Here is a 13,176-nt window from a genome sequence, read left to right as displayed (position 1 = left end):
AGCACACCCCGCGCATGTTCGTGTTTTCTCCGGTATCAGCCAGGAGCAGGCAGGCAACCGAAACCTATGGAGCCGGGACCGGCGGTCCCCACCCCTAACGCCCCCTAACCGCCACGGGTCAGGGCATCCGGGGCCTCGTCGAACTTGCGCCGGACGTAGGAAAGATCGGTCAGCAGACCGGTCGAAGTGACCACTGTGGACCGTCGGGAGCGGACAACGCCGCCCAGTGGCAGTGCGCCGAGTTCGGCCCAGCGGAGCCAGCCGTCGTCGTCGATGTAACTGCGCGCGCGGCCCATGTTGTCCGGGTGCACGCAGTACGGGATGTCGAGCCGCCCGTGCCGGAACGCCAGTTGCAGTGCGCGCCCGACATCGGCGTCCAGGTCCAGCACCCCGGCGACGAGCGCGTGCGCCTCGCGATAGGTCTCGGTGTCGGCGGGCACCGGACCCGGCACGGTCCGCTCGGCGACGCGGCCGGCGTGCTCCAGCGCGTCGACGTTCTCCGCGATGGTGGGAATGCGCACGGACTCCGCGACCGTTTTCACGATCAGCCGCTCGGAACCGGTCAGCACGGCCAGTTCGGCGGCCTTGCCGAGCAACCTGAGCGCGCCCGTCCTGGAGGCCGGGTAGAGCCCCATGTAGGCGTAGATCACCACGTGCCAGTCCGGTGACGGGAGCAGTTCGGCGCACAGCCGACGCAGCGCGAACACCGCCTCCACGTCCTGGTCCATGTTGGTCTGCTGGGCGTAGCTGACCGAGACGCTGCGCACGCCGTGCTGCTGGAAGAACAACGCCTCCAGCACGCTCAGCGCGACCAGCTGGCTCGGCGGGCACAGCTGGCCCATCACGCAGCCGCCGAAGGTCTCCAGGTGCGGTTCGACCCCGTACTCGCGGAGTTCGGCGAACCGCCGGGCGCAGTCGGCCCAGTTCCGCACCGACTCCGCCAGCGGCGTGCGGCCGTATGGCAGGCAGTAGGAGACCGGGCCGCCCTCGGTCGCGGTGAGCCCGGTCGCGATGAGCGCCGAGAAGATGTCGCCCGGCACCGCCGAACCGTGCCGCACCTGGACCGGGAAGCTGTGGTCGGCGAGCCCGGACAGCATCGCGGCGGTGACGGCACCGTCGTAGCTGACGATGGGATATCCGTTGAGCCCGCTGCCTTCGCGCAGCGCGTACGCCACCGCCGGCAGGTCACCGACCCTGGTGTAGCTGTCCAGCGTGATGGTGCCGACCGTGCTGGCGTCCGCCGCCTTGGTCGCGGCGAGCCCGGCCCGCATCTCGGCCGGGTCGCCGAAGCCCATTCTCGGCTGGACCACCAGCGCACCGGAACCACCGCGGGCGCGGACGAACGCGCCGAAGTCGGCCGGGCGTACCCGTGCCCGGCCGAGATCGGCGTTCACCTCGGGGTTCCGGTTTCCGACAGTTCCGAGGCGGTCCTGGCGGGAATGGCGGCCATGAAGTTGCGCAGCCGCCCGACGCTGTCGTCACCGTCGTCGAACACCGCGTCGAACCCCGCCTCCAGCAAGGCGTCCAGCCGTTCGCCGTCGTGCTCTCCCCCGGTGCCCAGCTTGCCGCCGATCACCGTCGGCGTGCCGGCGAGCCCCGAGCAGGCGCGGAGCTTCTCGATCACCCGCTTGCCGTCCTGGAACCCGTGCCCGTTCACGCTGCCGATCACCACCATCACCGGGTCCACGCTCCGGCACTCCGCCACCAGCACCTCGTCCGGCACGCACGGGCCGAGATTGACCACGTGGTACCCGAGTTCCTCGATGAGCAGCTGCAGGAACACCAGGTTCCAGGTGTGCGCGTCGGAGGCCAGCCCGGTGACCACCACGGTGTCGCGCCGCTCGGGTTCGAAGCCCGTCGCGGAGATCTCGCCGTCCAAGTGGCTCATCGGACCAGCTCCGTCTCGTAGCTGCGGTGGTGCTCGATCCGGGAGACCGAGACGACCTCGTCACCGCGGACGACCACCTCCGTCGGCGCCGGCCTGCCGAGGAACATCAGCAGGCTCGCGGTGGGACCGTAGGCACCGGCGTTGGGAATGGTGACCAGATCGCCGGCGGCCAGTGCGGGCAGCTCGATCTGCCTGCCGAGAATGTCGCCGGGTGTACACAGTGGACCGACCAGGCTGGCCGACTCCACCGGTTCGCCGTCCACCGGCTGCACGGCGACCGGCAGCAGCCTGCCGAGGCCGGACATGCCGCCGAAGGTGTTGATCCCCGCGTCCAGGATGACGAACTTCCGGCCACGGCTGACCTTCACGTTGCTCACCCTGGCCAGCAGCGTGCCACCGGCGCCGACCAGGAACCGGCCGGATTCGCAGGCCAGGCGCGGGGTTCCGGTGCGCCAGTCCGGCAGGAGCAGGTCCAGCGTCGCGCTCAGCTCCGAGCGCAGTTTCGGGTAGTGCCCGCGTGCGCCCGGCACCGCGTACGGCACGGTGAACCCGCCGCCGATGTCCAGGTAGCGCAACGGCAGGCCGAGGTCGTCCTGCAGTTGCGCGGCCAGGCCGATGGTGTGGTTGAACTCGCCGATCAGGCTCTCTTCGTCGCGGGCGTTGCTGAGCGGGAAGAAGTGCATCCCGGCCAGCTCGATCCCGTCCACCGCGCGAAGTTCGGGCAGCACCTCGCCGAGGGTTTCGCTGTCGAAGCCGAACTGCGAAGGGGTACCGGTCATCCGGATGCTCGTGGTGGCGCTCGCCGCGGCGCTGTTCACCCGCAGCAGGCAGTCGACGACCACGCCGTGTTCCCGCGCCACCGCACCGACGCGCCGCACATCGGTCACCGAGTCGGTGGAGAACATCCGCACGCCCTGCCCGATGGCTTCCCGCAGTTCCTCATCGGTCTTGCCGGGCCCGGTGTAGAGGCAGTCCGCCCCGGTGAACCCGGCGGCCAGCGCCGCGGCCAGTTCGCCGGTCGAGCTGATCTCCGCCCGGCACCCCTTTCCCGCGCCCTCACGCAGCGCGCGCACCACCTCCGGGTGCGGGTTCGCCTTCAACGCGTAGAACAGCTCGAACTCCTCGGGCAGCGCGTCGGTCAGTTCGCGCCGCGCCGCGGTGATCTCGTCCAGGTCGTAGACGAACAACGGCGTGCCGAAGCGATCGGCCAGCTCTTCGTACCGGTTCACCGATCGCCTCCGTCGAGCAGTTCCACCAGCGCCTGCTTGGCGTTCTTGCCGTGCGCGGTGAGCGGCAGCTCGCCGATCACCTTGCACAGCGCGGGCACCTTCGCCGGTTCGAGGCGCTGGGCCAGTTCCTTGAGCACCACGTGCGGCGCCAGCTCGCTCTCCACGAACAGCACCAGGTCGCGGCCGTCGGCCGGGGGCAGCGCCGCCGCGGTGCGCACCCCTGACACGTCCATCGCGGCCGCCTCGATCTCGATCGTGCTCATCCGGATGCCCTTGCGCTTGAACATGTCGTCCCGGCGGCCCGCGAAGTAGAGGTACCCGTCCTCGTCGAGACTGCCGTAGTCGCCGGTGTGCAGGCGGCGTTCACCGGTGTGCTCATCCCGCCGGAACGTGCGCGCGGACAGTTCGGGAGCTCGCCAGTACCCCGGCATCACGTGCGGGCCGGTCGCCACGATCTCCCCCACTTCGCCCACCGGTACCGGATTCCCGGCGTCGTCCAGGATCAGCACCGAGGTGCCGGGCAGTGGCCTGCCCACCGAGGCCGGGCGCTCCCGGTCCTCGTCCACCGGCATGATCGAGATGCGCTTGCACTCGGTCTGGCCGAACTGGCGGACCACCCGGACACCGGGAAAGGCGGTGCGCAGTGCGTCGATCGTGGTGGCGGGCAGCGCCGCGCCGGTGTTGGTGAACATCCGCACCGGTGGCGGCGGCGCGGTGTCGCGTTCGGCGAGCCTGGCGATCATCGTGGCCAGCGAGGGAACGATGGGGACCACGGTCGCGCCGGTCTCCCGCATCAGCCGCAGCAGCACCAGGTCCGACTCCTCACCGGCGAGCACCAGCTCCGAGCGGCCGAGGCAGGACAACAGCACCTTGTAGAGGCCGTAGTCCCAGGAGAGCGGGAACCGGCAGAAGACCACGTCGTCCGGCCGGTAGCGCAGTTCGGCGTTGATCGACGCCGCCGCGAAGCTCACCTGCGCGTGTGGGCAGATCACCGCCTTCGGCGCCGCGGTGCTGCCGGAGGTATAGACCAGTACCGCGACGTCGTCCGGCGTGGCCGCCTCCGGTGGCGGCGGGGCGGGCAGACCACGCAGTGCCAGCGCTTCCGGCCAGATCTCGGCCAGGTCGTGCACCGGTGTGGTGGTCACCCCGCGGTACTCGGCCACGTTCGCGCCGTCGACGATGACCATCGACGGTTCGGCGTTGTCGAGCACCGAGACGAAGTGGAACATCTTCATCGCCGGGTTCAGCGGCACGAAGATCGCCCCGCACCGGACGGTGCCGTAGAACATGGCGACCAGTTCCAGCCTGGTCGGCAACTGGACCACGACCCGGTCGCCGTGACCGATCCCCTTGTCCCGCAGCCAGTTCGCGAACGCCGTGCTCAGTTCGTCCAGCTGCCGGTAGGTCCACCGGCCGGCGGAACCGCGGACCGCCCACGCCTCCGGCGTCTCGGCGACCGCTTCGTCCAGCAGCTCGTGCACAAATCGATCCGGCTCCCGCGGGGGGCCGGCTTCACCAACGATCGAGGTCATTCGAGCTTCCAACGCAAACTCCCCAGCAGCTGAGTGGATCGGGCAACGAGGTCAGAGGCTGTCCCGGACCAGCCCACCGCCGTCGATGCGCACGTGCGCGCCGGTCACGTACCGGGACTCGTCCGCGATCAGGTAGACCACCGCGTGCGAGACGTCGATCGACTCCACGTACGGGATCGGCATCGCCGGCATGGTCGCGAAGGCCTCGTCGGCGTCCGCCCTGGTCGGCGCGTCCAGGTCCGGGCGGAAGGTCTTGTACATCGTGTCGTTGTGGATCATCACGGTGTCCACATTGGTCGGATGCACGCCGTTGACCCTGGTACCGGACGGGGCCAGCTGCACCGCGAGGTTGTTCACGTAGTCCACCAGCACGTGCTTGGAGAACTTGTAGCCGGCGAACCCGGGGCCCGCCGGGCCCGGGTCGCGACCCGGCATGAAGCCGGCCGCCGAGCCGATCACCACGATCGACGAACCGCCTTCGAGATGCGGCAGCGCGGCGTGCACGGTGTTGAAGACCCCGCTGACGTTGACGTCCACCGCGTCGGTGAACGCGCTGACCGACCGGTGGGCACCGATCGGCAGCAGCGCGGCGTTGGGCACCACCGCGTCCAGCCGTCCCAGTTCGGCGACGCCTTCGCTCAGCGCGGTTTCCAGCGCGGCGCGGTCGCGCACGTCGGCCTGCCTGGTCACCACGCGCTGACCGGTCTTCTCGACCATCAACGCGGTCGTCCGGAGATCCTCCTGCGTGCCCAGCGAGTACTCGGTGATCTCCAGATCGGTGCAGACGTCGATGGCGATGATGTCCGCGCCCTCCTCGGCGAGCCGGACGGCGTGGCTACGCCCCTGTCCACGCGCGGCACCGGTGATCGCGACGACTTTTCCCTCAACGCGGCCCATTTCGGCCCTCCTTGAACTGGTTCTGCTTGGCTTCTCATCTCTACCGGCCGGAAAACGGCTGGAGAAACCGGGAGAGCCCCCTAGAAGAGCGCTTGCGGGACTTTAGGGGCCGTCGCGACACCGAACACGGATAGTATTCAAGCCAACCGCCTGCGCTACCACGCGCCGATGCCGGCTTGTCCTTCATCCACACCAATTCCATTAGGGGAGAATCACTTGCGCGTTCGGCAGGCACCGGGGGTCAGCGTCATTCTGTTGCCGGACGGCAGGCTCGCGCTGACCTCGAGACTGGCGGACAGCACGTTCGAGTGCGCACCGCCGATCGCCGCCATGTGGATCGCGCTCCGTCAGCACGACGGCGACTGCGACGCCGCCGCGGCGATGCTGGCCGTCCTGTGGCAGGCCGACCCCGTCCACCTCCGCGCGGACATGGAGGTCTGGATCGACGAACTGGTCGACGCCGGACTGCTGATCGTCTCCCACTGAGGGCGCGGGCCGCCGTCTTGTGGTCGTACCACCGGCCTTTAGGGGTGCTTTTGCCAGGATTAAGGGTTTTCCACGGCGTTTTCAGGGGAACTCGGCGAAGGCGCCGCGAAAGCCCGCTCCCCGGCATCGGGGCACCGCCGATCCGGCCTGCTCAAAGCGGTACCGGTGACCGGCGGAAACCCCTTGGCGACAACGAATCCGGCGCCCATCGCCGTGGGTACTGTGCGATTCATGACGACCACAGAAGCTACAGCCGGGCGCAAGGAGTGGATCGGCCTCGCCGTGCTGATCCTCCCGGTGCTACTGGTCTCCATGGACATCACCGTGCTGTACTTCGCGCTGCCGTCGATCTCGGCCGGGCTGGAACCCAGCGGCACGCAGCAGTTGTGGATGATCGACATCTACGGCTTCGTGCTCGCCGGGCTGCTGATCACGATGGGCGGCCTCGGCGACCGGATCGGGCGGCGGCGCCTGCTGATGATCGGCACGGTGGTCTTCGGGGCCGCCTCCGCCGCCGCGGCGTTCTCGGTCAGCCCGGAAATGCTGATCATCGCCCGGGCCGCGCAGGGGGTCGGCGGTGCCACGCTGATGCCGTCCACCCTGGCGCTGATCCGCAACATGTTCCACGACAAGCACCAGCGCCGCACCGCGATCGCGGTGTGGAGCATCGGGATGTCCATGGGCTCGGCGATCGGCCCGATCCTGTCCGGCCTGCTGCTCACCGGTTTCTGGTGGGGGTCGATCTTCCTGATCAACGTGCCGGTCGCCGTGCTGCTGCTGGTGATCGCGCCCATCCTGGTGCCGGAGCACCGGGCCGCCCGCTCGGGCCGGTTCGACGTGTGGTCGGCGCTGTTGTCGGTGGCCGGTCTGGTCGCGCTGGTGTGGGCGCTCAAGGAGTTCGCCGTCCACGGCATGTCCACCCCGGCCACGATCGCCCTGCTCGCCGGGATCGCGCTCGGCGCGGCTTTCCTGCACCGGCAACGGGTGCACCACGACCCGATGATCGACCTGGCCCTGTTCCGCACCCGCGGCGTCGGTTCGGCGATGTCGGCCAACCTGGTCTGCTACTTCGGCATGGTCGGGTTCAGCATGTTCACCACCCAGTACCTGATGGAAGTGCTGCTGATGTCCCCGCTGGAGGCGGCGTTGTGGACGCTCGCGGCACCGGTGGCGATCATGCTCACCGCGCCGGTGGCCACCTCGCTGGCGCAGCGGATCCGGCCCGCCTACATTCTCGCCGCCGGATTCGGCGTCTCCGCCTGCGGTTTCCTGCTGATGACCCAGGTCGGACTCGAGCGGAACCTGCCACTGGTGGTCGGGGGCGCGGTGTGCATCTCGGCGGGCATCGTGATCGCCGGTTCCATCGGCACCGACCTCGTTGTCGGCTCCGCGCCACCGGAACGGTCCGGCGCGGTGTCGGCGCTGTTGCAGGCGTCGCAGGAACTCGGTGGCGCGCTGGGCATCGCCGTGCTCGGCAGCATCGGCGCCGCGGTGTTCGGCCGGTTCATGGAATCGTCGCCGACCGCCGGGCTTTCCGGTGAAGCGCTGGGGAATTCCGAGGAAACGCTCGGTGGTGCGGTCGAAGCGGCCAAGACGCTGCCCCAGCCGCAGCAGGCGGAATTGGTCCATACCGCGCAGGAGGCGTTTGTCACCTCACTGCACCCGGTCGCGCTCACCGGTGCCGCCGTGGTCGTCGCCGCCGCGGTGTTCGGCGCCATCGGACTGCGCCACATCAAGCACTCGCCGGAACCACCCGACGTCGACTGAACCAGTGCCTCAGCTGAGCTTGCGATAGGCACGGGCGACCTCGGTCAGGAACGCGGTGTCGCTTTCCAGGTCGCGCCCGCCGGGCACGGCTACCGGCACCGGTGCCGGTAGCGGCGCGGAACCCGTTGCGTGGGACCGGATCGCCGCGAGCAGGGTGGCGGCTTCCGCCATGGCGTCGAGCTTCCGCCCGCTCACCCCGCTCCGCCGCGCCATCGTCCTGACCGTGGAACCGATTCCCGGATCGAGGTGGGGTTGCAGCGAAAGTCTGCCGTCCCGGATTTCGATGACCCGGCGGTAGAGGCGCAGGCTCAGGTCGCGTGAGGGCAGCAGGTCGATCAGGATCGGCCGCGGCGGGAACAACGCGATCTCCGGATTGGTGCGGTACAGCGCCAGCCAGAGCGGCCGGAGCCGCTGGTAGGTGCGGTACCGGGTGAACCAGTCGCGGATCGCCGGGAAACCGGGGCGGGGCATCCACCACGGCAGCATCGCCCCGATCAGCACCAGCACCGCGGCGAGCGGCGGGAGGAACCGGTCGAGCTGATCGCTGATCGGCTCGGGGTAACGGAAATCGAACCGGTCCGCGGCGAACACCACGGCCTTGTGCACGTGGTAGAGCAACGCGCTGGCGGTCCCCACGGCGATGAAGCGCAGGCCGTAGCGCCAGGCGGGCACCTCGGACCGCGCGGCGTACCGCGAGCTGAGCCGGACGATGTTCCCGAAGGCGGGCACGATCGCGGCCACGAAGACCAGCCAGTACTCGAGCACCCACGGCTCAGCGCCGTAGCGGCCGGCGAACCGGACGTCGTCGACCGGGGTGTCCGCGAGCGCGAAGCACACGCACATCATGACCATCACGGCGAGGAACCACCGCTTGGACCGCAGCAGCCCCACGGCGGGCCCCAGGCCGAGCTGGTTGGCCCGCAACAGGTACTCCTGTGCCGCCCAGGCCACCGCGAGCATCGTGCCGTGCGCCACCAGCCGCCCCAGGTTCGGGATCCCGCTCACCTCGGCGAGCGCGTGGTAGACGCCCGGCGTCTGCGCGGTCATCGAACACGCCACTCCGCCGAGCAGGATCCAGATCGTCGAGCCCCGCGTGGACCGCCTTCGCAGCTGGCTGAGGATCTTGACCAGGACGAACAACCAGGCCAGCACGGCCGGACCGTAGAGCCGGGCCCAGTCAACCACGGCCGGGCCAGTCGAAGGTCTCCCTGATCCGGTCCGACACCGCGTCCGGCCGGCGCGCCGACCCGCGGGCCAGGAAGGCCCGTTCCCAGATCAGCGTGGCGAGCAGTTCCGCTTCCTGCTCCTCGGTTTCCTGGTACGTGGTGCGCCCGAGCACCCGGCGCACCACCTCCGGGTCGAGGCTGGGCATCAGCAGCCGCATCTGCTCGGTGACCGAAGGCGTTTCCGCGAAGTGGTCGAAGAGGAGGTGGCCCAGCTCGTGCAGGATGATGTGTTCCTGGTGCGGCGGCGTGGTGGCTTCCTCGTAGAAGATCAGGTCGGTGTGCTCGGTGGCCACCCACAGGCCAAGCACCTGGTGGTCCCCGCCGGTCGCCGGAACCACCGAGATCGGCCGGCGCCGCCGCTGCGCCACCAGCCGGCACAACTCCCGCGCGTCGAACGGATCCGGCAGCGGCAGCCGTCGCACCATCGCCAGGCAGCGGCGGCGCAGGCGCCGCAGTTCCGGGTTCAGCAAGCCCGCCCGGTCACGGGTGGCCGCGAGGCGGCAGCGCGTGGCGGTCATTCTCTGCCCATGGTGACGCTGGGGAGACCTTCGAGCTCCCTGACCCGCTCGACCATTTCGGTGATGGCGTCGAGGCTCTTGGCGGACAGGCCCCAGGCCCGCAACGCGATCTGCCGGACCGAGTTGTCCCGCAACGCGGTCAGCAGCGCCAGCTCGGCGTCGATCCGCCTGGCCGCCTCGTCGTCGAAGAAGTAGGCGGGCGGCACGCCGAAGAACGAGGCCAGCGCCTCCAGGTGCCGCTTGGTCGGGTTGTCCCGCAGGCCCTTGCGCAGCTGCCAGATGTAGGTGCCGGAAATGGTCGGACCACCGCGCGCCCGGATCCCCTCGGCCACCTCTTCGAAGCTGTACTCCCAGCCCTCACCGGGGCGGATCGTCTGGAACAGGTGATTCACCTTGCCCGCCAGCGAAGTCCCGGCGTCCGGCTCCGCCTCCGGCCGGCCCGTGACGCCCGCCGCGTTCGGCATCTTCGGCATCCGCCGCCTCCCGCGCGTCAACTACCTGTCCAGCCAACGTACCACCGCCATCAACTGAGATTGGCCAACCAGGTCCTGCACCTTGACCACAGTTGACGGCGACATTCCGGCTGGCTAGGGTGAACAACTAACAATATACGGAAATTCGGGGACTGACGCCTTGGGGGATTCAGTTGAATTTGCGAGCATCTTGCATTCCGCCGACCAGTAGGCCGATCGGCCTAATCGCCTAGAATCAAAAGTCACACGCAACCTTTTTCCACCGCATGTGACTCACATCACGTCAGCGTTTCCGGTCGGCGTGCAGCGCCGCCCGCGCGACCGTGAAGCACGTGAAGCACGCCCATTGTTCGGCGGGGTTCACTCTGCGTTCATTCAGTTATTCATCGCGACTAACCCAAAGAGTAAATCCATGGCGCTTGTCGAACGCGACTGGGCACTCGATGCTCTGCAGGAACTACTTTCCGGATGCGACCGGGGGCGCGGGACCCTGGTGCTGGTCAGTGGCGGCGTGGCCAGCGGGAAAACCGAACTACTCGACGCGTTCGCCGACCACGCCACGGCGGCCGGCGCGATGGTGCTGACCGCGACCGGCTCCCCGCCGGAGCAGAACCTCCAGGCCGGCGTGATAGACCAATTGGTTCGGAGCGCGCCGCTGTCCGACGAAACGGTCGAGCGAGTGCTGAGACCGGTCACCGTGGACTCCGCGGCACCCGGCCCGGATTCGGATCCGGTGACAATTGCACCCGCCTACATCGTCGCCGCGCAGGCCGTTTGCGACATGCTCCGGTCGCTGGCCAAAGCGCACTCGGTGGTAATCCAGATCGATGACCTGCAATTTGTGGACACCGCGTCGCTGCAGATCCTGCTCTACCTCCAGCGGCGCATCCGGTCGACCCGCATCATGATGGTTTTCGCCGAGCGGCAACCGCACCCGCGAGCCCCCGCGCGATTTCACGCCGAACTCACTCGCATCCGGCACCGGCAGCTGCACCTGCCGCTGCTCACCCTCGACGGCGTGACGCAGTTGGTGGCGCAGTACCTGGAAGCCGCCACGGCCGCCAGGCTCGGGCCGGAGCTGTACCGCCTCAGCGGCGGGAATCCCATGCTGGTCAAGGCGATGCTCACCGAACGCAGGCCGGGGCAGCCGGTCTCGGACAACGAGTTCAGCCAGGCCGTGCTGTCCTGCCTGCCGCAGTGGGAACCGCGGTGGCGCGAGATCGCCGCCGGGGTGGCCCTGCTCGGCGAGCGCACCTCCCCCGCCCTGCTCAAGACCCTGTTGGACACCACCGCCGAATCCGTGGCGCAGGTGCTGGAAACCCTGCGCGCGAACGGATTGCTCGGCAGCACCACCTTCCGCCACCCGATGGCCGTGACCGCGGTGCTGAACAGCGTGGCCCCGGACACCCGCGCCCGGTTGCACCTGAGCGCCGCCGAACTGCTGCACAAGCAGGGCGTTTCCGCCACCGAGGTGGCGCGACACCTGCTGGCGGCGGACACCGCCGAAGAGGTCTGGACCACCAACGTACTGCGGCAGGCGGCCACCGAAGCGCTCGCCGCCGACCAGGCGGAGCTGGCGGTGCGGTGCCTCAGGCTGGCGTTGCACGCCTGTCCGGACGACAAAACGCGCACCGAGATCCGCCAGGTGCTGGCGAAGGTGGAGTGGCGCGCGAACCCGTCCGTGGCCGCCATGCACCTGGCCCCGCTGCACACCGCCCTGCGGGAAGGCAAGGTCACCGGCCGGGACGCGGTGGCCATCGTGCGACAGCTGCTCTGGCAAGGAGATCCGGGCGCCGAGGCCGCCACCATCGAGGTGCTCAACGACATCGACGGCTCGGCGGACAGCGAGCTGGCCGCCGAACTGCGGCTCGCCTACGAATGGGTGTACGGCTCGTCGCGACGGCTGCCCATCGCCGGCGACCGCGGTCCCGGCCAGTGGGTCCGCGATCTCAACGCGGTCGCCGGTGATCTGTGGACGAGGGCACGGGTCACGCTGAACACCGCGCTGACCCACGACAGCGAGCACGTGGTGCCGAGCGCCGAGCAACTGCTCCAGAGCTGCCCGCTCAGCGACAGCACACTCGAGGTCGCGGCCTGCGCGCTGCTCGCGCTGGTCTACGCGGGCCGCCCCGACCGCGCCGCCGTGTGGTGCGGCCAGTTCGCGCGCGAGGCCGCGCAGCGGGACGCCAACACCTGGCAGGCCGTGCTTGGCAGCATCCGCGCGGAGATCACGCTGCGGCAGGGCGATCCGGCGGGCGCGGCGAAACAGGCAAGGAGCGCGCTGGGCAGGCTGCCGGTGCAGAGCTGGGGCGTGGTCATCGGCTTGCCGCTGTCCACCCTGATGCTGGCCGAGACCGTGATCGGGGAAAGCGGTGAGGCGGACAGCCCGGCCAAGGTGGTGGTGCCGGACAACATGTTCGACACCGTGTTCGGCCTGCGCTACCTGCACGCCCGCGGCAGGCACCACCTGGCGGGAGGCAGGCTGCTCGCCGCGGCGAACGACTTCCAGGCCTGCGGTTCGCTGACCAAGGAGTGGAACCTCGACCTGCCGGCGCTGATCCCGTGGCGCAGCGGGCTCGCCGAAGCCCACCTGCGCACCGGACGGCGCCGCACCGCGAAGGACCTGGTCACCTCACAGCTTCAACGGCCGGGTGCGGACACCGCGCGCATCCAGGGCGTGTCACTGCGGGTGCTGGCCGCGGGAAGCGAGCTGGCGCACCGGCCGAAGCTGCTGCACAAAGCGGTCGAGTCCCTGCAGGAATCCGGCGACCGGCTCGAACTCGCGCGGGCGCTGGTCGACCTCGGCAGCGCCTACGAGGAGTTCGGGGAACGGCGGCGTGCCAAGAGCTTCACCCGCCGGGCGCTGCGGGAGGCGCGAGCCAGCAACGCGGAGGAGTTCATCAAGCAGGAGTCGGCCGCTGTCGTCGACGACACCCTGCCCGAGCCACCGGCCAACGGCCACGCCCCCACCCTCAGCGACGCCGAACGCCGGGTGGCCGAACTCGCCGCGCGCGGGCACACGAACCGGGAGATCAGCAGCCAGCTCCACATCACGGTGAGCACCGTGGAGCAGCACCTGACCCGGATCTACCGGAAACTGGGCGTCAGCGGCCGGAACCACCTGCAGAACAGCCGAGGCGCCGACGTCCGCTGACTTCGG

At 69.5% G+C, this 13,176-nt stretch carries 11 protein-coding genes; 3 read left to right on the top strand and 8 right to left on the bottom strand.

All coding sequences use genetic code 11. The annotated features are described in order from the left end of the window. Window positions 1-104: 104 nt before the first annotated feature. The 5 genes from YIM_RS11485 to YIM_RS11465 are packed head-to-tail and all read right to left on the bottom strand — an operon-like array spanning window position 105 to window position 5,546. Complete coding sequence (locus tag YIM_RS11485) at window positions 105-1,394, bottom strand: methylaspartate mutase (RefSeq protein ID WP_228004674.1); 1,290 nt, start codon at window positions 1,392-1,394, stop codon at window positions 105-107. Then, on the bottom strand, window positions 1,391-1,888 hold the full coding sequence (locus YIM_RS11480) for a cobalamin B12-binding domain-containing protein (RefSeq protein ID WP_153030340.1): 498 nt from the start codon (window positions 1,886-1,888) through the stop codon (window positions 1,391-1,393). Before YIM_RS11480 ends, YIM_RS11485 begins: the two co-directional genes overlap by 4 nt. Next, complete coding sequence (locus YIM_RS11475) at window positions 1,885-3,117, bottom strand: type III PLP-dependent enzyme (RefSeq protein ID WP_153030339.1); 1,233 nt, start codon at window positions 3,115-3,117, stop codon at window positions 1,885-1,887. Before YIM_RS11475 ends, YIM_RS11480 begins: the two co-directional genes overlap by 4 nt. Continuing rightward, window positions 3,114-4,649 (bottom strand): AMP-binding protein, encoded by a 1,536-nt coding sequence (locus tag YIM_RS11470; RefSeq protein ID WP_153030338.1) that lies wholly within the window; start codon window positions 4,647-4,649, stop codon window positions 3,114-3,116. Before YIM_RS11470 ends, YIM_RS11475 begins: the two co-directional genes overlap by 4 nt. A gap of 51 nt (window positions 4,650-4,700) precedes the next feature. Next, window positions 4,701-5,546 carry a mycofactocin-coupled SDR family oxidoreductase gene (locus YIM_RS11465; protein ID WP_153030337.1) on the bottom strand — a complete coding sequence of 282 codons (846 nt, stop codon included), beginning with the start codon at window positions 5,544-5,546 and terminating at the stop codon, window positions 4,701-4,703. Between the two features lie 216 nt (window positions 5,547-5,762). Between YIM_RS11465 and YIM_RS11460 the strand changes: the two genes are divergently transcribed. After that, window positions 5,763-6,032 carry a hypothetical protein gene (locus YIM_RS11460; protein WP_153030336.1) on the top strand — a complete coding sequence of 90 codons (270 nt, stop codon included), beginning with the start codon at window positions 5,763-5,765 and terminating at the stop codon, window positions 6,030-6,032. Window positions 6,033-6,263: 231 nt separating this feature from the next. Then, window positions 6,264-7,799 (top strand): MFS transporter, encoded by a 1,536-nt coding sequence (locus tag YIM_RS11455; protein ID WP_153030335.1) that lies wholly within the window; start codon window positions 6,264-6,266, stop codon window positions 7,797-7,799. Between the two features lie 9 nt (window positions 7,800-7,808). Here YIM_RS11455 and YIM_RS11450 read toward each other — a convergent pair whose 3' ends face one another. Genes YIM_RS11450 through YIM_RS11440 form a run of 3 tightly spaced genes read right to left on the bottom strand, consistent with a single transcriptional unit; the run spans window position 7,809 to window position 10,007 of the window. Then, window positions 7,809-8,984: an MAB_1171c family putative transporter gene (locus tag YIM_RS11450; RefSeq protein ID WP_153030334.1), complete on the bottom strand. Its 1,176-nt coding sequence runs from the start codon at window positions 8,982-8,984 to the stop codon at window positions 7,809-7,811. Beyond that, on the bottom strand, window positions 8,977-9,543 hold the full coding sequence (locus tag YIM_RS11445; protein WP_153030333.1) for an ImmA/IrrE family metallo-endopeptidase: 567 nt from the start codon (window positions 9,541-9,543) through the stop codon (window positions 8,977-8,979). Before YIM_RS11445 ends, YIM_RS11450 begins: the two co-directional genes overlap by 8 nt. After that, window positions 9,540-10,007: a helix-turn-helix domain-containing protein gene (locus YIM_RS11440; protein WP_153036917.1), complete on the bottom strand. Its 468-nt coding sequence runs from the start codon at window positions 10,005-10,007 to the stop codon at window positions 9,540-9,542. Before YIM_RS11440 ends, YIM_RS11445 begins: the two co-directional genes overlap by 4 nt. 421 nt (window positions 10,008-10,428) lie before the next feature. Between YIM_RS11440 and YIM_RS11435 the strand changes: the two genes are divergently transcribed. Beyond that, window positions 10,429-13,170, top strand: coding sequence for a LuxR family transcriptional regulator (locus YIM_RS11435; protein WP_153030332.1), 2,742 nt, complete (start codon window positions 10,429-10,431; stop codon window positions 13,168-13,170). Window positions 13,171-13,176 lie beyond the last annotated feature (6 nt).

This window comes from Amycolatopsis sp. YIM 10, assembly GCF_009429145.1.
In the GTDB taxonomy this organism is placed as follows: domain Bacteria; phylum Actinomycetota; class Actinomycetes; order Mycobacteriales; family Pseudonocardiaceae; genus Amycolatopsis.
Note: the sequence above shows the minus strand (reverse complement) of the source record. Positions and strands in the feature narration are given on the sequence as shown.

Excerpts from the sequence above, each read along its gene's own strand:
- YIM_RS11465 (WP_153030337.1), bottom strand. The coding sequence starts at position 5,546 with ATGGGCCGCGTTGAGGGAAAAGTCGTCGCGATCACCGGTGCCGCGCGT.
- YIM_RS11480 (WP_153030340.1), bottom strand. The coding sequence starts at position 1,888 with ATGAGCCACTTGGACGGCGAGATCTCCGCGACGGGCTTCGAACCCGAG.
- YIM_RS11435 (WP_153030332.1), top strand. The coding sequence starts at position 10,429 with ATGGCGCTTGTCGAACGCGACTGGGCACTCGATGCTCTGCAGGAACTA.
- YIM_RS11445 (WP_153030333.1), bottom strand. The coding sequence starts at position 9,543 with ATGACCGCCACGCGCTGCCGCCTCGCGGCCACCCGTGACCGGGCGGGC.
- YIM_RS11455 (WP_153030335.1), top strand. The coding sequence starts at position 6,264 with ATGACGACCACAGAAGCTACAGCCGGGCGCAAGGAGTGGATCGGCCTC.
- YIM_RS11440 (WP_153036917.1), bottom strand. The coding sequence starts at position 10,007 with ATGCCGAACGCGGCGGGCGTCACGGGCCGGCCGGAGGCGGAGCCGGAC.
- YIM_RS11470 (WP_153030338.1), bottom strand. The coding sequence starts at position 4,649 with ATGACCTCGATCGTTGGTGAAGCCGGCCCCCCGCGGGAGCCGGATCGA.